A 23,232-nucleotide genomic window follows, 5' to 3' on the forward strand; every position below is an offset into this window, starting at 1 on the left:
AGGCCGCGGGGCCTTGCGGGGGACTCGTTCGCGGGGTGCGTCAGGTGGGGCGTGACGCCACCATTGCCAGCGTGATCAGGCCGAGCACCACCCAGCCGAACCACAGCCAGCCGCTGCTGCCGAGCGCCACCGTATAGCCCGTGACCATCACCAGGCTGCCGACGGTGAGCACTCCCATGGTCTTCGTGGAACCGGGCATCGCAACACCCTCCTCATGGTTTGTTCTCATCCATGGTGCCCCCGTCTTGGCGAATTGCAGTGCAGACCACGAGATGTGTGCCGGAGTCCCAGGCGCTCTTGCCCACCCAGGCGGCAGATTCGTACGTGTTCGGATCATGGCCGTAGTTGTTCGGCGGCATGTTGCTCTGACAGGCCTCGGGCGCCTGGTCCTTTGCCTCCTTCAGGTCCGTGTCCCGGCTCATCTGCAGAAAGTCGAGCACGATCTGCTGGTGAGGACCGTTGCACGAGACCAGCTTGGCCCTGTTGTTGGTGACCCTGTCGAGACAGTCGTGCTTCTGCATGGTGGCCGTGTCCTTGAACAGGGTCCCCATCGTGCGGTGGTTACCGAGCGGGCCGAAAAGCGCACCTTCGTCGTTCGAGTCCAGCAGGAGACAGGCGACGCGGTGCTCGGCGGCACCGAGGCCGTTCGTGGTCGGGAGTACGGCGTAGGACTTCACGGCCGCGAGGCTCTCGCGGGTTGTTTCGGTGCGCTGCGCGCACTCGGCAGCTCCACGGGAGCGGGCCTCGTCCGCCGACGACACCTTGAAAACCGCCATCACCTGGCCCTCGGTGCTGTTGCTGCGGCATTCCTCCAGGACCTCAAGCCCCGGCTGCTGGCCGCTGAAGGGGGGTGAGCTCCGCCAGTCGGCCGTGACACAGTCGCCGTCTTTGAGGGGCCGGGAGAGCCCGATGGTGTCTCCGTACGGCTTTCTGCCGCTGTCACCATCACTGGTGTGTCCATCCAGCAGGTTCGCCATGGCGTACCAGCCCCCTCCGCCCGCGAGAGCCAGTCCGAGCGCGGTCCCCAGTACGACAGGCAGGACGCGGTTGCGCTTGCGGCGGCGTCTGCCGGGGGCCGGAGGAATTGAGGGAGGGCCGTAGCCCTGCCCGGTGGACCACGACGGGGCCGGGGCCTGCCCGGAAGGCCGGGCGACGGGGACCCCCTGCGAGGGAGGCCAGGCGGCAGGGCTCTCCTGGCGAGCCGAAACCGGGGACGACTCCTGCCCCGCGGACGGCCCGTACCACTGCGGCGAGCCGCCCCCGTGGCTCTGCGGGGTGCCGGGAGCCGGTGGTGGCGTGCCAGGTGTGCTCGGCGGAGTGCGACGAGAGGCCGTATGGGTGCTCTCGCCCGCCCACGGCGGTTGCGAACCCGGGTCGAGCTGGGTCCGGGGATGCGGCTGGGGCGTCAGGATCGCGGACAGCGTGGCCTCGGTCGCCTCGGCGGTGATCCGGTGGACCGGGTCCTTGGTGAGCATGGCCGACAGGAGCGGTTCCAGCGCTCCCGCGCGCAGCATGGGGCGTGGCTCCTCCAGGACGACGGCGGTGAGGGACGCGAGCCCCGACTCCCGGTCGAAGGGGCCGTATCCCTCGACGGCGTAGTAGAGCGTGCAGCCCAGCGAGAACAGGTCGGCGGCCGCGGTGGGCGGCCCGCCCTGGGCCCGCTCGGGCGCCAGATAGCCGGCGGTGCCCACCAGGGCGGAGGTCAGCGTCCACCGGGTCTCGTCGCCGTCGGGCTGCACGGAGATGCCGTAGTCGGTGAGCAGGACACGGGCGTACGGCGACCCCGCGCGGTCCGGGGCGAGGAGGATGTTGGCGGGCTTCACGTCCCGGTGCATGACGCCGCGCTCGTGACCGGCGGTCAGCGCGTCCAGCACGGCGAGTCCGACGCGGGCGCACTCGGCGGGGGCCACGGACCCGCGCAGGGCGACCAGCGCGCTGAGATCCAGCGCCCCGGCCACGTACTCCATCACGATCCAGGGCAGGCCCTCGTGCTCCAGGACGTCGTGCACGGTCACCACGTGCGGGTGGCCGCGCAGGCCCGCGGCGTGCCGGGCCTCCGCGCGGGCCCGGGCGACCCGGGCCGGGCGGTCGTCGTCCGCCCCGTCCGGGTCGCGGAACACGATCTCCTTGAGCGTGACCTCGCAGGCCAGCCGCTGGTCGTAGGCGAGCCAGACGTGGCCCATACCGCCACTGCCCAGCTGGTTCAGCAGAAGGTACCGGCCGGCGATGACCCGGCCGACGCCCGACTGCGGTGTTCCTGATGCCATCCGGTCACTCCCGGGGTTCCGCTCCGTGTAGGCCTATGCCGGGCTCGTGGCCGCTCCGCCGGTGCCCGAGCCGCCAGTGCTTGATCCGCCGGTGCCCGACTCGCCGGGCGGGGCGGGCCCGCTCGACACCGGCTCGCTGGATACCGGTCCGCTGCTCGTGGGCTCCACCGGAGTGGGGGCGGCGGACGTGGGAGCGGCAGATGTGGGGCCGACGGATGTGGGACCGACCGTGGGCGGCGTACTCGGCACGGTCTGGGCCGGCGGGTCGTCCGGCGTGGGCACCTTCGTGGTGGGCTGGCCTGTCGTCGGGGTGTCCGAAGGCCCACTGGAGCTCGGGGTCTCTGCGGTGGACGTGCCCGATGACGGCTCGCCGGTGGTCGGGTCCTCCGTGGGTGACCCCGTCTCCTCGCCGTCGTCTCCGGCCATGCTCAGCGCCACCGACGCCCCGAACTGCAACGGCGTCCCCTGTTCCGGATCGGAGCCCGTCACCTGTGCGTCAGGCGACGGGAGCTCCTCCGGATACGCCACCGCCAGTCCATGCTCGGACAGCTCCGTGCTCGCCTCGGCGAAGGTCTTCCCCACCACGGGCGGCACATTCTGCTCCTCCGTCGTGTCGAACGTGGCGTCGTCGTCGCCCGTGCTGCCGACCGGACGGTTGATGCCGACGCCGGGATCGTCCACGTCCCGCAGGGCGATCCGCTCCAGCGGTTGGGGCGACGGCTTGACGGTCACCACGTCGGACTTCTCGTAGCCGGACCACTTCTTGTTGCCGTTTTCGAACTTGACCGAGATCTTCTCGGGATCGGGATCCTTGTCGAAGGCCTTCAGCGGATTTCCGCACGAGCACTTCACGGCGGGAAGTCCCTGAGCGTTCACCAGAACCGCGATCCCCGCCTCCAGCAGCGAGTTGTAGGGGACCGCCTTGCCCTTCTTGTAGTCGTGGTTCTTCACGAGGGTGTCGTGACGCAACAGGACCGGTGTGAGGTCGTCGATGTATCCATCGATCCGATCAGGCGTAATGCCCACGATCCGCGCCCATTCCCGGGCTTTCTGCCGGTTCTTGGGATCCGTGAGGAAATCCTTGAGCCGCTCGACGTCACAGACCTTCTGGTCCTGCGTGCCCCCGTACAGACCAGGAGTGTTGCCCTGTTGCAGGCCGCTCTGCGGTTGCTCCGGCTTGACGTCCTTGCGGTCTCTGCCCAGCGATCCGTCCTCTTCGAAAAAAGGTGCGAGTGACGGTATTCCGGCTGCGACGGCCCTCACCGCGACCAGGCGCTGTTGTGGGTTGCATCCACTGAGGATCAACGCCGCGGCCAGTAGAACGGCAAGCCTTCGGACCACGGTTTTTCCGGTCCTCAGTATGCATGCATGAATTGTCATGACCCGCTCCCCCCGGCGGCGGTTCCCCCGACTCCCGCAGAACGGAAGCAGGGCGTCACGCATCATGCTACTGAATAGAAAAGCCTTTCAGTCAAGGGGAATTATCAAAGTGTGCGGAGTGACCAAAAGGAGAAAAGAGGCTCAGCGACCGCGTGCGTTCAGAGTGGCCAGATAGGCGTTGTACGCCTCAAGCTCCTTGTCGCCGTCACGGTCGGCGGCGCGGTCCGAACGCCGTGCCTGTCGCTCCTCGGAGCGGTGCCACTGGAAGAGCAGCGCGAGCAGCACGAGCACGGACGGGATCTCGCTGAAGGCCCAGGCGATGCCGCCCGCCGCGGTCTGGTCGGCGAGGGCGTCGATGCCCAGCGAGGCGGCCGGGTTCTTGTACGTCTCGACCATCGGCTCGGATCCCATCATCAACGCGATGCCGAAGAACGCGTGGAACGGCATCCCGGCGAACAGCTCCAGCATCCGCATCAGATAGCCGGGGCGGTGCGGGCCGGGGTCGACGCCCATGATCGGCCAGAAGAACACCAGGCCGACGGCGAGGAAGTGGCACATCATCGCGATGTGGCCCGCCCTGGAGTCCATCAGGAAGTCGAAGATCGGGGAGAAGTACAGCGCGTACAGGCTGGCGATGAACAGCGGGATGGTGAACGCCGGATGCGTGACGACCCGCATGAGCCTGCTGTGCAGGAACATCAGAAGCAGCTCGCGCGGCCCCTTGCGGTCGCGCCCGGCGGTCGGCAGCGCACGCAGCGCGAGGGTGATCGGCGCGCCGAGCAGGATCAGGATCGGCGACAGCATGCTGATGACCATGTGCTGCACCATGTGCACGCTGAACATGACCATGCCGTAGTCGTTCAGCCCGGTGCAGAGCACCAGCATGACGCTCAGGACGCCGACGACGAATGACACGGTCCGCCCGACCGGCCACGCGTCACCGCGCCGCACCAGCCGCACCACACCCCACCCGTACAGCGCGAGCCCCACCAGGCAGGCGACGAGGAAGAACGGGTCCGGGGACCATTCGAGCCCCCGCCCCAGCGTGAACGGCGGCAGATCCATGGTCGTGCCGTGCCCGCTGTGATCCATCCGCCGGCTCCTGTTTCGTACTGTTTGAGCGCTGTCTGTCCCACCCAGACTAGAACCGCCCCCGGCAGGCCTCGCGGCCGGGGGCAGGTTCTTTCAGGGGCGCGGGGAACTGCGCGATCAGCCACACACGACCCGCGGTCGGCGTCCACCCGCAGGACCGAGCTCTCACCCGTACGTCACAGAACGCACTCCGCCTCGGCGTACCGCTCCTGCGGAACGGTCTTCAGCGTCTCCACGGCCTCCGCCAGGGACACCATCTCGATGTCGGTCCCCCGCAGCGCGGTCATCTTGCCGAACTCACCCCGATGTACCGCCTCCACCGCGTGCCACCCGAACCGGGTCGCGAGAACACGGTCGTACGCGGTCGGCGTCCCTCCGCGCTGGACGTGCCCGAGAATCACCGGACGGGCCTCCTTGCCGAGGCGCTCCTCCAGCTCGATGGAGAGCTGCCGGGCGATGCCCGCGAAGCGCTCGTGGCCGTACATGTCCTTGCGGCCCTCGTCGTAACTCATCGTGCCCTCGCGGGGCTTCGCGCCCTCCGCGACGACGACGATGGCGAACCTCTTGCCCGCGGAGAAGCGTGTCCCGACCTTGGCGGCCAACTCCGCGATGTCGAAAGGCCGTTCCGGTACGACGATCGCGTGGGCGCCCGCGGCCATACCGGAGTGCAGCGCGATCCAGCCGGTGTTGCGGCCCATGACCTCGACGATCAGGACGCGCTGGTGGGACTCGGCGGTGGTCTTCAGCCGGTCGAGGGCCTCGGTGGCGACACCCACGGCCGTGTCGAAGCCGAAGGTGACATCCGTGACCGCGATGTCGTTGTCGATGGTCTTCGGCACGCCGACGATCGGCAGACCGCTGTCCGACAGGAGACGGGCCGCCTTGAGCGTGCCCTCGCCGCCGATCGGGATGATCGCGTCGAGCCCGAGTTCCTCAAGATGGCCCCTGGCCCGCTCCACACCGTCCCGCAGATGCGCGGGCTGGACCCGGGAGGAACCGAGCATCGTGCCGCCGCGAGCCAGGATGCCGCTCACCGCGTCGAGGTCGAGCTTGAGGTAGTCGCCTTCCAGAAGGCCTTTCCAGCCGTCCCGGAAGCCGATGACCTCGTCGCCGTGGTCGACGACGGCGCGGTGTACGACGGACCGGATGACGGCGTTCAGACCGGGGCAGTCGCCGCCGGACGTGAGGACACCAATGCGCATAGCCCGAAATACCTTCTCAACGTGGGCCGGGAACCGGACCACGCTGTCCGGCTGGACGCCGCCACCCTACCGGCGGCAGGGGGCGGCTCCGCAGGGTGCGTCCGCCTGCTGGACGTGCCCGCACAAGTGAGCGGACACGCCGCCGGATGGGCTGTCCCGGTGGGGTCAGGCCGGCTGCTGAGCGGCCGCGATGCGCTCGGAGCGGAGCGCCTCGTACCACCGGTCGTCGATCGGCGGCAGCGCGTTGACGTCGAGTGCCAGCTTGAGCAGCAGATCCGCGATCAGCGGGTTCCGGGCGAGCACCGGCCCGTGCATGTACGTACCGAAGACCGTGTCGTTGTACGCGCCCTCCGTGCCGTCGCCCGTTCCGTTGCCCTTGCCGAGGCGCACGTTCGCGAACGGGCGGGAGCCGGGGCCGAGGTGCGTGACGCCCTGGTGGTTCTCGAAGCCGGTCAGCGGAGGCAGACCGAGGCGTGCGTCGATCTCGCCGAACACGTCACCGACGCACCGCTCGCCCTCGCCGCGCGTGGAGGTCACGTCGAGCAGCCCGAGGCCCGGCTCCCGCTGCCCCAGGTCGTTGATGAACTCGTGGCCGAGGATCTGGTAGCCGGCGCACACCGAGAAGACGATCGCGCCGTTGCCGACCGCGCGCTCCAGGCCGCCGTCGCGGCGCAGCCGCTCGGCCGCCAGCCGCTGCGGCCGGTCCTCGCCCCCGCCGATGAGGTAGATGTCGCCGGAGGTGGGGATCGGCTGGTCGCTGCGTACGTCGAGACGGGCCACGTCCAGACCGCGCTGGCGGGCCCGGCGCTCGACGACGAGCGCGTTGCCCTGGTCGCCGTACGTGCTCAGCAGGTCCGGATAGATCCACACCAGCCGCAGGCTGTTGTCACTCATTCTCTTCGTCCTCCGGGGTTCAGTTGCCGACACGACGCCGCAGGTCCTGGAAAGCGGTGTAGTTCGCGATGACCTCGATCCGGCCGGGCGGTGCGAACTGCACCGCCTGGTCGAGGTTCTCGCACACCTGGAACGACTGGTTCGCGACCTCCAGACGCACGGCCAGGTCGAGCTTCCGGTCGCCGAGCACGAAGATCGGGTGGCCGGTGAGCCGGGTGTAGTCGACGTCCCACAGCCAGGAGGTGTCGGTGCCGTCGGCGCCGCGCGCGTTCACCGACAGGATCACCGGGGTCGGCGCCGGATCGATCAGGGAGAACGTCTCCAGCCAGCCCGCCGGGTTCTTGGCGAGCAGCAGACGCAGGTCGCGCTGCAGGAACTGCACCACGTCGTAGCGTCCGGCCACGGCCTGTACCTGGTACATGCGTTCCAGGGCGACCTGCGGCGGTACGCCGAAGACGGCGGCCACGGCGGCCGACGAGGCGGCGTTGGCCTTGTTGGCGCGGCCCGGCAGCTGGAGGTGGATCGGCCAGGCCGAACCGTGCGGGTCGAGGACGTGGTCCCCGGAGAGCGCCCAGCTCGGCGTGGGGCGGCGGAAACCGCACTCGCCGCAGAACCAGTCGTCGCCGGGGCGCTGCATCACACCGCCGCAGGACGGGCAGGACCAGGCGTCGTCCTTCCACATCTGGCCGGCGGCCACCCACACCACGTTCGGTGAGGAGGACGCGGCCCAGACGACCAGCGGATCGTCGGCGTTGGCCACCACGACGGCCTTGGACCCGGCCAGGCCCTCGCGCCAGTGCTCGGCCATCATGCGGGTCTCGGCGGCGCGGTCGAGCTGGTCGCGCGAGAGGTTGAGCAGGGCGATGCACTTGGGATCCGTGTCCCGCGCCACCCCGGAAAGGTACTTCTCGTCGACCTCGATGACGGCGAACCGTGATTCCGAGCCGCCGGCCAGCGCCGAGGTGATGCCGGCGGGCATGTTGGCGCCCAGCGCGTTCGACACGACGGGCCCCGCGGCCTGCAGCGCCTCGGCGATCAGCCGTGTGGTGGTGGTCTTGCCGTTCGTGGCCGACACCAGGATGACATCCAGGTGCTGGGCGAGCCTGGCCAGCAGATCGGGGTCGAGTTTGAGCGCCACCCGGCCGCCGATCACCGACCCGCTGCCGCGGCCCGCGGCACGTGACGCCGCCGCGACCGCTTTGCCCGCTGTCACGGCGAGCTTGGCCCGCGGTGACAGCGGGTCCGAGTTGCCTGCCATCAGTTCCCGATCCTCCTTGCGTACGGCGCCGCGCACTGCCCCCGGCAACGTGTGACCCTCAGCCTACCGAGATCCACTCGCAGGCCCGAACCGCGGCACCACTCCGGCGCCCGCGCGACATGGAGGACCGTACCCTTGCGGCCATGCGACACGGCTCGATCCCAGGCGCCCGAGGGCGCGTCCTTCCCCTGTCCCTGCTCGGCGACCCCGTGTTGCACGCAGGGTGTGAAGAAGTCACGGAGTTCGGTCCTCAACTGGCGGGACTGGTCGAGAACATGTTCGCGACGATGTACGCGGCGGAGGGGGTCGGCCTGGCCGCGAACCAGGTCGGTGAGTCGCTGCGGGTCTTCGTATACGACTGCCCCGATGACGACGACCGGCGGCATGTGGGGCACGTGGTGAACCCGCGGCTGGTCGAGGTGGACGGGGTGGTGCTGCGCGGGCCCGAGGGGTGTCTGTCGCTGCCGGGTCTTGAGGCGGGCACCGAGCGGTACGACCATGCCGTGGTGGAGGGGGTCACCGTGGACGGGGGGCCTGTGCGGGTGCACGGCAGCGGGTGGTTCGCCCGGTGCCTGCAGCATGAGTGCGATCACCTTGACGGTGGGTTGTACGTGGATCGGGTTCGGGGGTGGCGGCGACGGCGCGTCATGTGGCAGGCGGGACGCGCGCCTTGGGGGAGCGGGGCGAGGGACGGCGGGCTGACGGGGTGAGGGGCGCGGTCGGTGGTCGCCCGCGGGTTCGCTGTGGCCGGTCGTGCCCCGCGGCGGAGCCGCATATGTCGATGCGGAGCCGTATGGATCGCTACGGCCCCGCGTCCCCGAGGACACGTGCCCCCGAAGGCGAGAGGTCGAGATTGCGCCGTTCCCCGCGCCCCGAGGTTCCGCACGGTGGGTCAGAAGCCGGGGCCGCCCGCCTTGTCGCCCGCCGCTGCCAGGCGGCCCCAGAGGAGGTCGGCCAGCGCGCGGACCAATTCGGCACGGCCGCAGGGGCGTTCGCCCAGCCACCAGTCGCCGGCGGCGTGCATCATGCCGACGATGCCGTGTCCCCAGACGCGGGCCAACTGCTGGCTGTTCGGGCCGAGATCGACGCGCTCCTCTATGACATCGGCGAGTTCCTCGCCCATGCGGCGCAGCAGCGGGAAGGAGTACGCCCCCACGCCGAAGCCCTGGTCGCTCTGCGGGCCGCCCTCCGACGGATGCATCAGGAAGCGGTACACCTGCGGGCGGGCCTCGATCGCCGCGAGGTAGGTGTCGAGTGTGGCCTCCACGCGTTCCCGGCGCTCGGCGGGCGCGTCCAGCGCGGCGCGCAGTGCTCCGAGGAGGGCGTCGGTGTGGCGCTTGGCGAGGGCGGCGTAGAGTCCGCTCTTGTCGCCGAAGTGGCGGTAGAGGATCGGCTTGGTGATGCCCGCCTCCGCCGCGATGGCGTTCATCGAAGCGCCCGGGCCGTCGCGGAGCACCACCCGGTCGGCGGCCTCCAGCAGCTCGCGCCGTCGGCGGTCGGCGGACCTCTGCTGATCGGTCCGCTGCGTGGTGTCCATGTGCTCTCCCCACCCGTGCTGATTCGGTAACGCCTGCGCAACGTAACACCATGCGCCGGTGGTGCCTCGAACGGGCTGCCGACCTTGAACAGGGAGTTGACTTTTACTACCGACGAGTAACAGGCTACCGTTACCGCAAGTAACACGTGAGTGCAGCGCTGGAGGGGACATGGCCGAGTTCACCATGGAGCTCAACGACGATCAGAAGGAGGTCCGGGACTGGATCCACGGCTTCGCCGCCGACGTCATCCGCCCCGCGGCCGCCGAATGGGACGAGCGGGAAGAGACTCCCTGGCCGGTCATCCAGGAGGCCGCGAAGGTCGGCATCTACTCCCTGGACTTCTACGCCCAGCAGTACTTCGACCCCACCGGCCTGGGCATCCCCATGGCCATGGAGGAGCTGTTCTGGGGCGACGCGGGCATCGCCCTGTCCATCGTCGGCACCGGCCTCGCCGCCGTGGGCGTCCTCGCCAACGGCACCGAGGAGCAGATCGGTACCTGGATCCCCCAGATGTACGGCGACGCCAACGACGTCAAGGTCGCCGCCTTCTGCTCCTCCGAGCCCGACGCCGGCTCCGACGTCGCCTCGATGCGTACACGTGCGGTGTACGACGAGGCCAAGGACGAGTGGGTCCTCGACGGTACGAAGACGTGGGCGACCAACGGCGGTATAGCCAACGTGCACGTCGTGGTCGCGGTCGTGGACTCCGAGCTGGGCTCCAAGGGCCACGCGTCCTTCATCGTCCCGCGGGGTACGCCCGGTCTGTCGCAGGGGCAGAAGTTCAAGAAGCACGGCATCCGTGCCTCGCACACCGCCGAAGTGGTCCTGGAGAACGTCCGGATCCCCGGCTCCTGCCTCCTCGGCGGCAAGGAGAAGCTCGACGAACGGCTCGCGCGCGCCCGTGAGCGGGCCAAGGAGGGCAACGGCGAGCGGTTCAAGAACGCGGCCATGGCCACGTTCGAGGCGTCCCGCCCGGCCGTCGGCGCCATGGCGGTCGGCACCGCGCGGGCCGCGTACGAGGTGGCCCTCGACTACGCGAGGACGCGTGAGCAGTTCGGGCGGCCGATCATCGACAACCAGGGCGTGGCCTTCCAGCTCGCCGACATGCGTACGTCGATCGACGCGGCCCGGCTGCTGGTGTGGCGCGCCTCCTGGATGGCGGTGAGCGGCAAGCAGTTCACCTCCGCCGAGGGCTCCATGTCGAAGCTGTTCGCCAGCGAGACCGCCAAGAAGGTCACCGGGCAGGCGATCCAGATCCTGGGCGGGAACGGGTACACGCGGGAGTACCCGGTGGAGCGGATGCACCGGGACGCCGCCATCTACACCATTTTCGAGGGTACGAGTGAGATCCAGCGGCTGGTGATCGCCCGGACCCTGTCGGGGATGCCGATCCGGTAGGGGAACCTTCGACGGGGGCGGCCCCCGTCAGAGGGTTTTCAGGGGCGTGAGCTGCTCGATGTCGTACCGTGCCCGCAGCTCCTCGATCGCCTCGTCGTCCGGTGGACCCCCCGAGTCCAGGATCTTCAGCAACTCCTCGAAATAGCGTTCGTGGTCGGGCGGCGGGGACGCCTGGAAGAACATCCTGGCCGGGTCGCCCGTGGGGTTGGCGAAGGCGTGCGGGCAGCCGGGCGGTACGAGGATCACCGTGCCCGGTGTCGCCCGGATCACCCGGTTGCCCGAACTCGACTGCCAGCGCTGCCAGTTGTCGGGCGTCCGGACGAGGGGCTCGAAGGCGAGCATGTCCAACTCGCCTTCGAGGACGTAGAACAGTTCCTCGCTGCGCGTGTGGACGTGCGCGCCGACGTCGAAGCCGGGCGGCACGACCACCTCGAAACTGGACGACGCCCGGGAGTGCGCGCCCGTCACCTTGAAGGTCACGTGCTGGGCCGCGGCCCGGACCGTACGGCCGTGCCCCGGTGGCACCACCAGACCCTCGGACGGCGTGAGCGCGGTCACCAGGTGACGGGCAGGGCCTCGGGCCCGCGGATCAGCGCGCCGCGCCGCCACGGCACCTCGTCCGCCGAGACCGACAGGCGCAGTGTCGGGATCCGGTCGAGCAGCGTGTTCACCATCAGCTCCGACTCCAGACGGGCGAGCATGCTGCCCACGCAGTAGTGCGGACCGTGCCCGAACGCCACATGCGGGTTGGGGGCGCGCTCGAAGTCGATCCGGTCGGGGTCGGGGAAGACGTCCGGGTCCCGGTTGGCGGCCAGGTAGGACACGTAGATCGGGTCGCCCTTCCTGATCCGTACCCCTCTGAGGACGACGTCCTGCATGGCGATCCGGGACAGACCGACGGCGTTGCGGTGCGGGATGTACCGCAGCAGTTCGTCGAGGGCCCGGGGGCGCAGCTCCGGCTCGGCGCGCAGCCGGTCGAACAGCGCGGGCCTGGTCAGGAGGATGTAGAGCATCTGCCCGGTGTTGTTGGTGACGGCCTCGCCGCCGATCTGGATCGGACCCGCGAGCGCCATCGCCTCCTCCTCGGTGATGTCACCCCGGCCCACCGCCGCGCCGAGCAGCGAGGTCACGTCCTCGCCCGTGGCGCCGTGCCGCTCCGCGATCAGCTTGGCGAAGTACACCTCCATGTCCCGCTTGGCCCGTTCACTGGCCTCGGCGCCCTGCGAGGAGGAGAGGATCGCCTGCGTCCAGGTGTGCAGGGTGTGCCGGTCGTCGGCGGGGACACCCATCAGTTCGCAGATGACGGCCATCGGGAAGGGACACAGGACCCGGTCGATCAGATCGGCCGGCGGGCCGTCCCGGAGCATCCCGTCGACCAGCGCGTCGAGGGTCCGCTGGGCGTTCGCGCGCAGCCGCTCGACGCCTCGCGTGCTGAACGCGGCGTTCACCGCCCTGCGCAGCCGGGCGTGGTCGGGCTTGTCGACGAAGCTCATCGCACCCGGCGCCGGGATGAAGTGCGGCGCCAGCCGGGTGACCTGGCGGCCGAGCACCGCCGCGCGGCTGAACCGGAGGTCGTTCGTCACCAGCCGTACGTCCTCGTAGCGCGTGACCAGCCAGGCCCAGCCCTCGCCGTTGGGCAGCTGGATCCGGTTGATGGGGCCCTCGCGCATCAGCTCGGACAGGACGGGGTCGAAGTCGACCCCCGTCAGGTCCAGGGCCGGCCAGTGCCGTACCGGGGGTGCTGCCATCGTCTCTTCGTTCATGGTCATGTCAGAGGTCATGTCGCGCCGTCTCCTCGCTCGTACGGTGCCAGCGGCCCAGCGCCATCTCGGCTGTTATCCCCGGCCCGAAGCCGGCGAGCAGTCCGCGCGCCCTGTGATGTGAGCCCCCCTCGTCGAACAGCCGGCGCAACGCGTCCAGGACGACGGCGCTGGCGATGTTCCCGTACTCGGTGAGCGTCGCCCGGCTGAACCGGAAGGCCTCCGGTGCCACTTGGAGGAACTCGCCGAGGTCGTCGAGGATCCGCGGACCCCCGGCGTGGACGATGTAGAAGTCCAGGTCGGAGGCGTCCCAGCCGTGCAGGCCCGCGAGGGTCTGGAGGGCGGGAGCGAGCGGTTTCATGGTGGCCGGCACCCGCTTGTCCAGCAGGAAGTGGAAGCCGGTTGCCCGTACGTCGTACATGATCCAGTCCTCGGTCTTGGGGATCAGGTACGAGCCGTTGCGCTCCAGGCGGATGCCCTCGCCGCCCTCTCCGCGGACCACCGCCGCGGCGATCCCGTCGCCGAACAGGCCGTTGCACAGCAGCGAGCCGACACCGAGGTCGGTCGGCTGGTAGCACAGCGAGCAGAACTCGCAGGCCACTATGAGTGCGTTGGCCCCGGGGTAGGCCGTGCAGAAGTCGTGCGCCCGGTTGATCGCGGCGCCCCCGGCGGCGCAGCCGAGCTGCGCTATGGGTATCTGGCGGGTGTCGCTGGAGAACCCCATCGAGTTGATCAGCCAGGCCGTCAGCGAGGGCATCATGAAGCCCGTGCACGAGACATAGATGATCACGTCGATGTCGGTGGTCAGGACCTCCGCGTCGTCGAGCGCCCGCTGGACGACGGCCGGGACGCGGGCTTTCGCCTCGATCTCGTACACCTTGTTGCGTTCCGCGAAGCCCGGGTGCTTCAGCGTCTCCTCGATGGGCTGCACGATGTGCCGGGTGCGTACGCCGGTGTTCTCGATCAGTCTCAGCGCGAGCGGCAGCTGGGGGTGGTCGGGGTGGCGGGCGCGCGCCAGCGCGAGCGTCTGCTCCATCGTGATCACGTATTCCGGGACGGAGACCGCGGGTCTGCACAAAGTCGCCATGTGCCGTCGCCTTACTCTCGCCCGCCGGGAACGCCCTCTTCCCGGCGGAAGGGTGGTCCCACCACGATCACCCGGCGGAGCCCGGATATCGCGCCGGATTACGCCAGACCGGGGACACGGCCCGGCCTCCAGATGCGGCCAGAACCCGCCGGCGCCCTCTGGAACTCTGTGGTACGGCTCCTCAGCCGCCGGAGGCGCTCCCACTGCTGTGCGCGATGCACGCCACGTCGATGCGGTCGGCGAGCTTGGCCAGCTCGATGGTGAGCGCGGCGACGGTGTCCTCGTCGAGCGCTTCCTCCCCGGCTTCCACCAGATGCAGCCAACGGCCGCCCATCGTGCGCAGCAGCTTGCTCACATCGGCGGCAGCCACCTGCAGGGTCCCGCGGTCGTCGACGATCAGAGGCAGGGTCACTTCGCGGTTCACAGAGGGGATCGTAGCCGCGGAACACTCACGCTCCGTGCCATACCGTGGTGATGTTGCAGAACTCTCGGATTCCGTGCCCCGACAGCTCACGCCCGTAGCCGGACCGCTTGACCCCGCCGAACGGGAACGCCGGGTGGGACGCCGTCATCCCGTTGACGTAGACACCGCCGGCCTCCAGATCCCGTATGAAACGGTCGACCTCGGCCTCGTCGCGGGTCCAGACGTTGGAACTCAGCCCGAACGGCGTGTCGTTGGCGATGGCCACCGCCTCGTCGAGGTCGGCGGCCCGGTAGAGCGTGGCGACGGGCCCGAACGCCTCCTCGTGGTGGATACGCATCTCGGGGGTGAGGTCGGCGAGGACGGTGGGCGGGTAGTACCAGCCGGCCCCCTCCGGACGCTCACCGCCGCACAGCACGGTCGCACCGCTCTCGACGGCGTCGTCGACCAGCTCCGTCAGATCGTCGCGGCCCTGCTCGCTGGCGAGCGGACCGACGTCCGTGTCCTCCTCCAGCGGGTCGCCCATCGTGAGAGCCTTCATGCCCTCGGTGAAGCGCTCGGCGAAGGCGTCGAAGACGTCCGTGTGCACGATGAACCGCTTGGCGGCGATACAGGACTGCCCGTTGTTCTGCACCCGGGCCGTCACCGCGGTCTTCGCCGCCCGGTCGATGTCCGCCGACGGCATCACCACATACGGGTCGCTGCCGCCCAGCTCCAGGACGGTCTTCTTGACCTCGTCCCCCGCGACCGAGGCGACCGCGCGCCCCGCGGGTTCGCTGCCGGTCAGCGTGGCCGCCTTGACCCGCGGGTCGCGCAGGATGTCCTCGATCGCGCCCGAGCCGACGAGCAGCGTCTGGAAACAGCCCTCCGGGTAGCCGGCCCGGCGGAACAGATCCTCCAGGTAGAGGGCGGTCTGCGGGACGTTCGAGGCATGCTTGAGCAGACCGACGTTGCCCGCCATCAGCGCGGGCGCGGCGAAGCGGATCACCTGCCAGAGCGGGAAGTTCCACGGCATGACGGCGAGGACCGGCCCGAGCGGGCGGTAGCGCACGAGGACGCGGGAGGCGCCGGAGTCCTCGGCGTCGGCCGTCCCGCCCTCCTCGTCGGCGAGGAGCTCCCCGGCGTGGTCGGCGTACCAGCGCATCGTCTTCGCGCACTTCGCGGCCTCGGCGCGGGCCTGCTTGACCGGCTTGCCCATCTCGGTGGTCATCACCCGGCCGATGTCCTGCTGGTCCGCCTCCAGCAGGTCGGCGGCGCGACGCATGAGCCGGGCGCGCTCCGCGTACGACGTCGTGCGGTGGGTGCGGAACGCGGCCTCGGCGGTCGCGAGCCGGTGCTCGATCTCCTCGGCGCCCAGAGCGTCGTAGGTCTTGAGCGTCTCGCCGTTCGCCGGGTTCACCGTCGCGATGGGCATGCCTGGACTCCTTCTTCAGCGGTTCGGTTCGCTTCCAGGGCTGGCCCCTTCGGCTCACTCACCGGTCGAGTGCTCCACAAGCCGGTCGAGAAACTCCGCCTGCGCCTTGACGATCACGATCCTCGACCGGTCCAGGTCCAGCCACTCCACGCGGTCCAGTTCGGGGAACTCCCGGACGCGGCCCGAGCCCCGTGGCCACTCCATCGTGAAGGTGCCGGGGACCATGGCCGACGGGTCGAGATCCGCCTCGACGGCCCAGGCCGTGACGACCTTGCCGTTCGTCTGGGTGACCTCGCCCAGGGGGACGGCCTCGCCGTCGGGCGGCGGCAGACCCAGCTCCTCCTCGAACTCACGGCGGGCGGCGTCCCAGGCCGCCTCACCGGGCTCGTACTCGCCCTTCGGTACGGTCCACGCTCCGGCGTCGCGCCTGGCGAAGAACGGGCCGCCCATGTGGCCGAGCAGCACCTCGACGCCGCGCTCGGAGCGGCGGAACAGCAGCAGGCCCGCGCTGCGTCTCGCGGCGCCGGTCACGGCGCGACCCCCGGGTGCGCGGCGAGCAGCGTCTCGACGGTGTCGGCCTCCGCCGGGGTCTTGTCCTCGCGGTAGCGCACGACACGGGCGAAGCGCAGCGTGACGCCCAGCGGATAGCGCGTGGAGCGCTGCAGACCGTCGTACGCGATCTCCACGACCAGCTCGGGACGGACGGTCACCACGAGGCCGCTCTTCTCGCCGTTGTCGACGGCGAGTTCCTGGAGCCGCTCGGTCTGCCAGGCCAGCATCACGTCCGTCAGGCCCTTGAAGGTCTTGCCCAGCATGGCGAACGAACCGTCCGGCCGGCGCGCGCCCAGATGCAGGTTGGAGAGCTTGCCGGTGCGCCGCCCGCTGCCCCACTCGGCGGCCAGCACGACCAGGTCGAGCGTGTGTACGGGCTTGACCTTCAGCCAGGAGGCTCCACGCCGGCCCGCGCTGTAGGGGGCGTCGAGGGCCTTGCAGACGACACCCTCGTGGCCGCGCGCGAGCGTCTCGGCGCTGAACCGTCCGGCGGCGGCCCGTGCCGTCTCGTCCGCGGGATCCGGCACGAGGACGCGTCGTACCCGCATCGGCTCGGGGACCAGCCGGGCGAGCTCCGCGTGCCGGTCGGCGAAGGGCAGGTCGAGCAGGTCCTGGCCGTCCACGGACAAGGCGTCGAAGAAGACGGGGGAGACGGGCACGGCCTCGGCGGCGGTCGCGACGTCCACGCGGGAGCCCACGCGGCCCGCGGTCTCCTGGAAGGGCCGGGGCCGCCCGTTCTCGTCGAGCGCGATCACCTCCCCGTCCAAAATGAAGTGATCGCCCTTCAACTCCCGGGCCGCGTAGGTGAGTTCGGGCAGCCGGTCGGTGATGTCGTCCAGGGTGCGGGTGTAGACACGTACGTCGTCGCCGTCGCGGTGGACCTGGACGCGAATGCCGTCGAGCTTTTCCTCGACCACACAGGCGCCGAGCTTGTCGACCGCCTCGGCGACGGACGGGGCGCTGTGCGCCAGCATCGGCAGCACGGGCCGGCCGACGGTGAGCCGGAACGCCGCCAGGGCCTGGGGGCCGTCGGCCAGCAGCCGCTCGGCCACGCTCTGCAGCGAACCCGCCAGCATCATCGCCCTGCGTACGTCGGCGGAGGGCGCGCCGGTCGCCAGGGCGAGGCCCTCGACCGCGACGGCGTCGAGGGCCCCCTGCCGCACCTCACCGCCGATCAGCGCGAGCAGGAACCTCTGCTCGGGCTCGGTGGCCGCACCCAGCAACTCCCCGACCAGTCGTGCCCGCTGCGCCTGCGAACCGGTGCCTGACACCGCGCCGAGTTCGGTGAGGCGGGTGTCCACCTCGCGCACGGTCAGGGTGGGCTCCTCGGCGGGCGGAACGGGCGAGCGGAGGATCTTCCAGCCGACACCGAGCCGCCCCTGGGGCAGGCGGCCCGCCAGATAGGGAATGACGATCGGCACGTCGTCCGCCTCCGCGTCCCGGAACAACTCCGCGAGCAGGGCGACCTTCCGGGACCGCGCCGAGGTGGCGGCGACCTCCTGGGACACACGGGCGAGCCGGGTCAGCAGCATGCAGCCATGGTGCTACGGAGACGTCCGGACTACACCTGGGCGTCGCGCTCCCAGGCCTGGGCGGTCACGTTTCCTGGACCCGGGCGGTCGCGTCTCCTGGACCCGGATGGTCGCGTCTCCTAGACCCGGACGGTCGCGTCGAGGTCCGCGAAGATCAGTTCTCCGTTGATCGTCGCCCCCGCCCGGTAGCCGCCGCTCGCCGCGTTCACGACCTGCTCGCCGAACCCCGTCGCGTTGCCCGCCGCCCAGACGCCGGGCACGCTGGTCAGACCCGTCGCGTCGACCACGGCGTACGAGCCGAACGGTGTCTCCTGGAGTTCGGCGCCCAGCCGCTCCAGCAGGCCGGTGCGCGGGACGGGCCGGGGCGCCACGAACAGCACCGAGCGCTCGTGCGCCGTGCCGTCCGCGAGACGGACCCCGGTCAGCCGGTCGTCGACGACGTCCAGTCCCGCGACCTCACCCGGCACCACGGCGACCCCGGCGGCGGCGAGCCTGCGCAGGTCCTCGTCCGCGAGGTCCTCCTCGGCCACCGTGTGCAGGAACAGGGTCACGTCCTTCGACCACTGGGAGACCATCAGGGCCTGGTGCACGGCCATCGGGGTCGAGGCGAGCACGCCGAAGGCCTGGTCCCGGACCTCCCAGCCGTGGCAGTAGGGGCAGTGCAGCACGTCCCGGCCGAAGCGCTCGGCGACCCCGGGCACCTTCGGCAGTTCGTCCGCGAGGCCGGTGGCGACGAACAGCCGGCGCCCGTGCACCGCGCGCCCTCCTTCGAGGGTCACGTCGAACTCTCCGCCCGCGTCCCGCGCCACGTCCACCGCCCGGTCCCGGACGAGCTCGACGCCGTACCGGGCGATCTCCTCGCGTCCCACGGAGAGGAACTCGGCCGGTGACATTCCGTCCCGGGTCAGATATCCCTGCATGTGCGCGGCGGGCGCGTTGCGCGGCTCGCCCGCGTCGATCACGAGCACGCTCCGGCGTGCGCGCCCCAGGATGAGCGCTGCGGACAGTCCGGCCGCGCCGCCGCCGACGACAACCACCTCGTATGAATCGGTCACGGTGACCACCTCCACCCAGAAGGTCACCCCTCAGCCCCCATATTGACAAATGTCTTTGCCGAAACTGCAATATAAGAATGAGCGAGCAGCAGGACCACACGGACCACGAAGATCACGAAGGGCACGCCGCCGAAGGCGCCGACACGGAGAACGTCCTCGCGGAGGTCGGCCCCCGGCTGCGCCGCGTCCGCAAGGAGCGCGGCGCCACCCTCGCGGGCCTGTCCGCCGCCACCGGCATCTCCGTGAGCACCCTCTCCCGCCTGGAGTCCGGCCTGCGCAAACCCAGCCTGGAACTGCTGCTGCCCATCGCCCGGGCCCACCAGGTGCCCCTCGACGAACTCGTCGGAGCGCCGCAGGTGGGCGACCCGCGCATCCGCGCGGCGAAGCCGATCGTCATGCACGGCCGTACGCACTGGCCGCTCACCCGCCAGCCCGGCGGCCTCCAGGCCTACAAGGTGCTCGAACCCCGGCGGAAGGAGGAGCCGGAGCCGCGTACCCACGAGGGCTACGAGTGGCTGTACGTGCTCTCCGGGCGACTGCGCCTCGTGCTCGGCGACCATGACGTCGTGCTCGGCGCCGGGGAGGCGGCCGAGTTCGACACGCGGGTGCCCCACTGGTTCGGGTCGACGGGGGAGGGGCCCGTGGAGTTCCTGAGCCTCTTCGGGCGGCAGGGGGAGCGGATGCATGTACGGGCGCGCCCGAAGCGCGGTGGCCAGGCCGACTGACACCGTCCGGCGCCGACTGTTCCCTGATCGGCAAGCGACCGCTTAGTATGCGATTGACCCCGAGGCGCGAACAGAACAGACACAGTCCCGTGGAGGCCCCGCATGCAGGCATGGCAAGTGCACGAGAACGGCGAGCCCGGCGCGGTGATGCGGCTCGCGGAGGTGGAGCGGCCCACGCCCGGCGACGGCCAGCTCCTCCTCAAGGTGCGCGCGGCGAACATCAACTTCCCGGACGCCCTGATGTGCCGCGGGCAGTACCAGGTCAGGCCGCCGCTGCCGTTCACACCCGGCGTGGAGATCTGCGGCGAGACCGAGGACGGCCGACGGGTCATCGCCAACCCCACCCTGCCGTACGGCGGCTTCGCCGAGTACGCCGTCGCGGACGCCGCCGCCCTGCTGCCCGCTCCCGATGCACTGGACGACGCCGAGGCGGCCGCGCTGCACATCGGCTACCAGACGGGCTGGTTCGGCCTGCACCGGCGGGCCCGGCTGGAGGCCGGTGAGACGCTGCTCGTGCACGCTGCGGCGGGAGGGGTCGGCAGTGCGGCGGTGCAGCTCGGCAAGGCGGCGGGAGCGACCGTCATCGGCGTCGTGGGCGGCGCGGGCAAGGCCGCGGTGGCCCGGGAGCTGGGCTGCGACGTCGTCGTGGACCGGCGCGCCGAGGACGTCGTCGCCGCCGTCAAGGAGGCCACGGGCGGCCGGGGCGCCGACGTGATCTACGAGCCCGTCGGCGGGGACGCCTACACCCAGTCCGCCAAGGTCGTGGCCTTCGAGGGCCGCATCGTGGTCGTCGGCTTCGCGAGTGGCACGATCCCCAGCCCGGGGCTCAACCACGCCTTGGTGAAGAACTACTCGATCATGGGCCTGCACTGGGGCCTCTACAACACCAAGAACCCGAAGCTGGTCCTGCACTGCCACGAGCAGCTGACCGAGCTGGCCGCCCGAGGCGCGATCAAGCCGCTCGTCAGCGAGCGCGTGCCGCTGACCGGTGCGGGCGCCGCCGTCCAGCGTGTCGCCGACGGTGTCACCACGGGCCGTGTCGCCGTGGTGCCCTCACTTGAGACCCCACCTGAGACCTCACCTGGGACCTCGCTCGGGAACGGAGCAGTCGCATGAACGACGCCGCGAGCAGGGGCGGGACCGCCGTCGACGCCGCCGAACTGCGCCGCCGCACCCAGGAGTTGCTGGCCGCCAACCCGGTCGGCGGCACCGACCGCGTGGACTTCCTCAAGGCCCGCTTCGACGCCGGTCTCGCATGGGTGCACTACCCCGTGGGGCTCGGCGGCCTCGACGCTCCGCGTGCCCTCCAGGCCGTCGTGGACGCCGAGCTGGAGGCCGCGGGCGCTCCCGACAACGACCCGCGGCGCATCGGTATCGGCCTCGGCATGGCCGCCCCGACGATCCTCGGCTTCGGCACCGAGGAGCAGAAGCGCCGCTTCCTCAGGCCCCTGTGGGTCGGCGAAGAGGTGTGGTGCCAGCTGTTCAGCGAGCCGGGTGCGGGCTCCGACCTGGCCGCCCTCGGCACCCGCGCCGTGCGGGGTGAGGGGAGCGATGGGGGTGATGGAGGAGACTGGGTGGTCAACGGCCAGAAGGTGTGGACGTCCAGCGCCCACCTCGCCCGCTGGGCCATCCTCATCGCCCGCACCGACCCGGACGTGCCCAAGCACCGCGGCATCACGTACTTCGTCTGCGACATGACCGACCCCGGTGTCGAGGTGCGGCCGCTGCGCCAGATCACCGGCGAGGCCGAGTTCAACGAGGTCTTCCTCACCGACGTCCGCATCCCCGACGCGCACCGCCTCGGCGAGGTCGGCGACGGCTGGCGGGTCGCGCAGACCACGCTCATGAACGAGCGGGTCTCCATCGGCGGTATGCGCATCCCGCGCGAGGGCGGCATGATCGGCCCCGTCTCGAAGACCTGGCGCGAGCGCCCCGACCTGCGCACCCACGATCTGCACCAGCGGCTGCTGAAGCTGTGGGCCGAGGCCGAGGTGGCCAGGCTCACCGGCGAACGCCTGCGCCAGCAGCTGGTCGCGGGGCAGCCGGGTCCCGAGGGCTCCGGCATGAAGCTCACGTTCGCGCGCCTCAACCAGGAGATCAGCGGCCTGGAGGTCGAACTCCTCGGCGAGGAGGGCCTGTTGTACGAGGACTGGACGATGAGCCGCCCCGAGTTCGTCGACTTCACCGGCCGTGACGCCGGATACCGCTATCTCCGCTCCAAGGGCAACAGCATCGAGGGAGGAACCAGCGAGGTCCTGCTGAACATCGTCGCCGAACGCGTGCTGGGCCTGCCCTCCGAGCCGCGCACCGACAAGGACGTCGCCTGGAAGGACCTCGCCCGATGACAACGCCGACAACGCCGACAACGCCGACAACACAGCGCGCACAGCCCGACCTGCTGTACTCGGAGGAGGAAGAGGCCCTCCGCGCCGCCGTCCGTGACCTGCTCGCCGACCACTGCGACCCGGCCGCTGTGATCGCCCGCACCGAGTCCGGTGCGCCGTACGACCGTGAGGCATGGAAGGCGCTCGCCGAAGGCATGGGCCTCGCGGGACTGCTGGTGCCCGAGGCGCGCGGTGGCCAGGGTGCCACCCACCGGGAAGCTGCAGTCGTCCTGGAGGAGTTGGGCCGCTCGGTCGCGCCCGTGCCGTATCTGACGAGCGCGGTCGTCGCCACCGAGGCACTGCTCGCGTGCGACGCCGACGACCTGCTCTCCGAGCTGGCGTCCGGCCGGCGTATCGGCGCCCTCGCCGTCGCCCTGAACGTCGCTCCGGGCGGCGCCTACAGGACCGTACGGGTCGCAGGCGGCTCCCTGCACGGGGAGTTGACCGGTATCGCTGACGCGGCCGCCGCCGATGTGCTGCTCGTTCCCGCCGAGGACGGCGGGCTGTACGCGGTCGACGCGGGGGCCGTGACCGTCACCGCGCAGGTGTCCCTGGACCTGACCCGGCCGGTGGCGAAGGTCGTCCTCGACGCAGCGGCCGGCCGTCGGATCGGCGACGCCGCGCCGGCCGTACGCCGGGCCCTGCGCGCCGGAGCCGGACTGCTCGCCTCCGAGCAACTCGGCCTCGCCGAATGGTCCTTGACGGAGACGGTCCGCTATCTGAAGGAGCGCAAGCAGTTCAACCGCCCGGTCGGCGGCTTCCAGTCGCTGAAGCACCGGCTGGCCCAGCTGTGGGTGGAGACCGTCAGCACGCGCGCCGCGGCGCGCAACGCGGCCGACGCGCTCGCCACCGGGAGCGCGGACGCGGACGTGGCGGTCGCTCTCGCCCAGTCGTACGCGGCGCCGGTCGCCGTCCACGCCGCGGAGGAGGCGCTTCAGCTGCACGCCAGCATCGGTATGACCTGGGAACATCCGGCGCACCTCTATCTGAAGCGCGCCAAGGCCGACTCGATCGCGTACGGCACGGCGGGCACCCACCGGGAGGCGCTGGCCGCGTTGGTGGACCTCCAGGCCCCCTGACCCACACGGCACCCTGACCCACACGGCCCCTGCGGCCTCACACGCCCGAAACACCCGGCACGCCCGGTACGCCGGCAACAGCACGGCTCGCACGGCACGAAGGCCCGCTCCCGTCCCCGGAACCCGCCGGACGGGAGCGGGCCTTCGCCCTGCCCGCCCCGCTCCGGACACCGGGGTGCACGTGAACGCACAGC

22 protein-coding genes are annotated in these 23,232 nt (G+C 70.7%); 6 read left to right on the forward strand and 16 right to left on the reverse strand.

All coding sequences use genetic code 11. The features are described 5' to 3' along the window. Positions 1 to 40: 40 nt before the first annotated feature. From AB0D14_RS04445 to AB0D14_RS04475, 7 genes are all read right to left on the reverse strand, one after another. Entirely contained in the window at positions 41 to 199 is a 159-nt protein-coding gene (locus AB0D14_RS04445) for a hypothetical protein (protein WP_362774494.1), read from the reverse strand. Between the two features lie 13 nt (positions 200 to 212). Next, positions 213 to 2,267 (reverse strand): protein kinase, encoded by a 2,055-nt coding sequence (locus AB0D14_RS04450; protein WP_362774497.1) that lies wholly within the window; start codon positions 2,265 to 2,267, stop codon positions 213 to 215. Positions 2,268 to 2,300: 33 nt separating this feature from the next. Continuing rightward, entirely contained in the window at positions 2,301 to 3,608 is a 1,308-nt protein-coding gene (locus AB0D14_RS04455) for a DUF6777 domain-containing protein (RefSeq protein ID WP_362774500.1), read from the reverse strand. A 180-nt stretch (positions 3,609 to 3,788) separates the two neighbouring features. Next, on the reverse strand, positions 3,789 to 4,739 hold the full coding sequence (locus AB0D14_RS04460) for a cytochrome c oxidase assembly protein (RefSeq protein WP_362774503.1): 951 nt from the start codon (positions 4,737 to 4,739) through the stop codon (positions 3,789 to 3,791). A gap of 176 nt (positions 4,740 to 4,915) precedes the next feature. Then, positions 4,916 to 5,941: a 6-phosphofructokinase gene (locus tag AB0D14_RS04465; RefSeq protein WP_362774506.1), complete on the reverse strand. Its 1,026-nt coding sequence runs from the start codon at positions 5,939 to 5,941 to the stop codon at positions 4,916 to 4,918. Between the two features lie 165 nt (positions 5,942 to 6,106). Then, positions 6,107 to 6,835: a glutamine amidotransferase gene (locus AB0D14_RS04470; protein ID WP_362774509.1), complete on the reverse strand. Its 729-nt coding sequence runs from the start codon at positions 6,833 to 6,835 to the stop codon at positions 6,107 to 6,109. 19 nt (positions 6,836 to 6,854) lie between these two features. Beyond that, a complete protein-coding gene (locus AB0D14_RS04475; protein WP_362774512.1) occupies positions 6,855 to 8,093 on the reverse strand; it encodes a MurT ligase domain-containing protein in 1,239 nt (412 codons plus the stop codon). Positions 8,094 to 8,236: 143 nt separating this feature from the next. Here AB0D14_RS04475 and def point away from each other — a divergent pair, with 143 nt between their 5' ends. Continuing rightward, positions 8,237 to 8,803 (forward strand): peptide deformylase, encoded by a 567-nt coding sequence (def, locus tag AB0D14_RS04480; protein WP_362774515.1) that lies wholly within the window; start codon positions 8,237 to 8,239, stop codon positions 8,801 to 8,803. Positions 8,804 to 8,985: 182 nt separating this feature from the next. Here the strand turns inward: def and AB0D14_RS04485 are convergent, their stop codons facing one another. Beyond that, entirely contained in the window at positions 8,986 to 9,630 is a 645-nt protein-coding gene (locus AB0D14_RS04485) for a TetR family transcriptional regulator (protein WP_362774518.1), read from the reverse strand. 169 nt (positions 9,631 to 9,799) lie between these two features. Here AB0D14_RS04485 and AB0D14_RS04490 point away from each other — a divergent pair, with 169 nt between their 5' ends. Beyond that, a complete protein-coding gene (locus AB0D14_RS04490) occupies positions 9,800 to 11,029 on the forward strand; it encodes an acyl-CoA dehydrogenase family protein (RefSeq protein WP_362774521.1) in 1,230 nt (409 codons plus the stop codon). A 27-nt stretch (positions 11,030 to 11,056) separates the two neighbouring features. Here the strand turns inward: AB0D14_RS04490 and AB0D14_RS04495 are convergent, their stop codons facing one another. The 8 genes from AB0D14_RS04495 to AB0D14_RS04530 all read right to left on the reverse strand — a co-directional run bounded on the left by AB0D14_RS04495 (position 11,057) and on the right by AB0D14_RS04530 (position 18,850). Continuing rightward, on the reverse strand, positions 11,057 to 11,587 hold the full coding sequence (locus AB0D14_RS04495; protein ID WP_362774524.1) for a cupin domain-containing protein: 531 nt from the start codon (positions 11,585 to 11,587) through the stop codon (positions 11,057 to 11,059). Further along, positions 11,584 to 12,792, reverse strand: a complete 1,209-nt coding sequence (locus AB0D14_RS04500; protein ID WP_362774679.1) for a cytochrome P450 — start codon at positions 12,790 to 12,792, stop codon at positions 11,584 to 11,586. Before AB0D14_RS04500 ends, AB0D14_RS04495 begins: the two co-directional genes overlap by 4 nt. Positions 12,793 to 12,799: 7 nt before the next feature. After that, positions 12,800 to 14,080, reverse strand: coding sequence for a type III polyketide synthase (locus AB0D14_RS04505; RefSeq protein WP_362774527.1), 1,281 nt, complete (start codon positions 14,078 to 14,080; stop codon positions 12,800 to 12,802). Further along, positions 14,058 to 14,300: a DUF6213 family protein gene (locus AB0D14_RS04510; RefSeq protein WP_362774530.1), complete on the reverse strand. Its 243-nt coding sequence runs from the start codon at positions 14,298 to 14,300 to the stop codon at positions 14,058 to 14,060. The genes AB0D14_RS04505 and AB0D14_RS04510 overlap by 23 nt, the downstream gene beginning before the upstream one ends. 25 nt (positions 14,301 to 14,325) lie before the next feature. Then, positions 14,326 to 15,711 carry an NADP-dependent succinic semialdehyde dehydrogenase gene (locus tag AB0D14_RS04515; RefSeq protein WP_362774532.1) on the reverse strand — a complete coding sequence of 462 codons (1,386 nt, stop codon included), beginning with the start codon at positions 15,709 to 15,711 and terminating at the stop codon, positions 14,326 to 14,328. 54 nt (positions 15,712 to 15,765) lie between these two features. Continuing rightward, positions 15,766 to 16,242, reverse strand: coding sequence for an NUDIX domain-containing protein (locus AB0D14_RS04520; RefSeq protein WP_362774535.1), 477 nt, complete (start codon positions 16,240 to 16,242; stop codon positions 15,766 to 15,768). Then, positions 16,239 to 17,795: an ATP-dependent DNA ligase gene (locus AB0D14_RS04525; RefSeq protein WP_362774537.1), complete on the reverse strand. Its 1,557-nt coding sequence runs from the start codon at positions 17,793 to 17,795 to the stop codon at positions 16,239 to 16,241. The genes AB0D14_RS04520 and AB0D14_RS04525 overlap by 4 nt, the downstream gene beginning before the upstream one ends. A 119-nt stretch (positions 17,796 to 17,914) precedes the next feature. After that, positions 17,915 to 18,850 carry an NAD(P)/FAD-dependent oxidoreductase gene (locus AB0D14_RS04530; protein ID WP_362774540.1) on the reverse strand — a complete coding sequence of 312 codons (936 nt, stop codon included), beginning with the start codon at positions 18,848 to 18,850 and terminating at the stop codon, positions 17,915 to 17,917. A gap of 77 nt (positions 18,851 to 18,927) precedes the next feature. Between AB0D14_RS04530 and AB0D14_RS04535 the strand changes: the two genes are divergently transcribed. From AB0D14_RS04535 to AB0D14_RS04550, 4 genes are all read left to right on the forward strand, one after another. Further along, positions 18,928 to 19,575, forward strand: a complete 648-nt coding sequence (locus tag AB0D14_RS04535; protein WP_362774543.1) for an XRE family transcriptional regulator — start codon at positions 18,928 to 18,930, stop codon at positions 19,573 to 19,575. 102 nt (positions 19,576 to 19,677) lie between these two features. Then, a complete protein-coding gene (locus AB0D14_RS04540) occupies positions 19,678 to 20,691 on the forward strand; it encodes an NADPH:quinone oxidoreductase family protein (protein ID WP_362774545.1) in 1,014 nt (337 codons plus the stop codon). Then, positions 20,688 to 21,920, forward strand: a complete 1,233-nt coding sequence (locus AB0D14_RS04545; RefSeq protein WP_362774548.1) for an acyl-CoA dehydrogenase family protein — start codon at positions 20,688 to 20,690, stop codon at positions 21,918 to 21,920. Before AB0D14_RS04540 ends, AB0D14_RS04545 begins: the two co-directional genes overlap by 4 nt. Then, positions 21,917 to 23,038: an acyl-CoA dehydrogenase family protein gene (locus tag AB0D14_RS04550; RefSeq protein ID WP_362774550.1), complete on the forward strand. Its 1,122-nt coding sequence runs from the start codon at positions 21,917 to 21,919 to the stop codon at positions 23,036 to 23,038. Before AB0D14_RS04545 ends, AB0D14_RS04550 begins: the two co-directional genes overlap by 4 nt. The last annotated feature ends 194 nt before the right edge of the window (positions 23,039 to 23,232 follow it).

Source organism: Streptomyces sp. NPDC048484, assembly GCF_040651415.1.
Classification (GTDB): Bacteria; Actinomycetota; Actinomycetes; order Streptomycetales; family Streptomycetaceae; genus Streptomyces.

Excerpts from the sequence above, each read along its gene's own strand:
- AB0D14_RS04445 (WP_362774494.1), bottom strand. The coding sequence starts at position 199 with ATGCCCGGTTCCACGAAGACCATGGGAGTGCTCACCGTCGGCAGCCTG.
- AB0D14_RS04450 (WP_362774497.1), bottom strand. The coding sequence starts at position 2,267 with ATGGCATCAGGAACACCGCAGTCGGGCGTCGGCCGGGTCATCGCCGGC.
- AB0D14_RS04460 (WP_362774503.1), bottom strand. The coding sequence starts at position 4,739 with ATGGATCACAGCGGGCACGGCACGACCATGGATCTGCCGCCGTTCACG.
- AB0D14_RS04465 (WP_362774506.1), bottom strand. The coding sequence starts at position 5,941 with ATGCGCATTGGTGTCCTCACGTCCGGCGGCGACTGCCCCGGTCTGAAC.
- AB0D14_RS04470 (WP_362774509.1), bottom strand. The coding sequence starts at position 6,835 with ATGAGTGACAACAGCCTGCGGCTGGTGTGGATCTATCCGGACCTGCTG.
- AB0D14_RS04475 (WP_362774512.1), bottom strand. The coding sequence starts at position 8,093 with ATGGCAGGCAACTCGGACCCGCTGTCACCGCGGGCCAAGCTCGCCGTG.
- def (WP_362774515.1), top strand. The coding sequence starts at position 8,237 with ATGCGACACGGCTCGATCCCAGGCGCCCGAGGGCGCGTCCTTCCCCTG.
- AB0D14_RS04485 (WP_362774518.1), bottom strand. The coding sequence starts at position 9,630 with ATGGACACCACGCAGCGGACCGATCAGCAGAGGTCCGCCGACCGCCGA.
- AB0D14_RS04490 (WP_362774521.1), top strand. The coding sequence starts at position 9,800 with ATGGCCGAGTTCACCATGGAGCTCAACGACGATCAGAAGGAGGTCCGG.
- AB0D14_RS04500 (WP_362774679.1), bottom strand. The coding sequence starts at position 12,792 with ATGAACGAAGAGACGATGGCAGCACCCCCGGTACGGCACTGGCCGGCC.
- AB0D14_RS04515 (WP_362774532.1), bottom strand. The coding sequence starts at position 15,711 with ATGCCCATCGCGACGGTGAACCCGGCGAACGGCGAGACGCTCAAGACC.
- AB0D14_RS04525 (WP_362774537.1), bottom strand. The coding sequence starts at position 17,795 with ATGCTGCTGACCCGGCTCGCCCGTGTGTCCCAGGAGGTCGCCGCCACC.
- AB0D14_RS04535 (WP_362774543.1), top strand. The coding sequence starts at position 18,928 with ATGAGCGAGCAGCAGGACCACACGGACCACGAAGATCACGAAGGGCAC.
- AB0D14_RS04540 (WP_362774545.1), top strand. The coding sequence starts at position 19,678 with ATGCAGGCATGGCAAGTGCACGAGAACGGCGAGCCCGGCGCGGTGATG.
- AB0D14_RS04545 (WP_362774548.1), top strand. The coding sequence starts at position 20,688 with ATGAACGACGCCGCGAGCAGGGGCGGGACCGCCGTCGACGCCGCCGAA.
- AB0D14_RS04550 (WP_362774550.1), top strand. The coding sequence starts at position 21,917 with ATGACAACGCCGACAACGCCGACAACGCCGACAACACAGCGCGCACAG.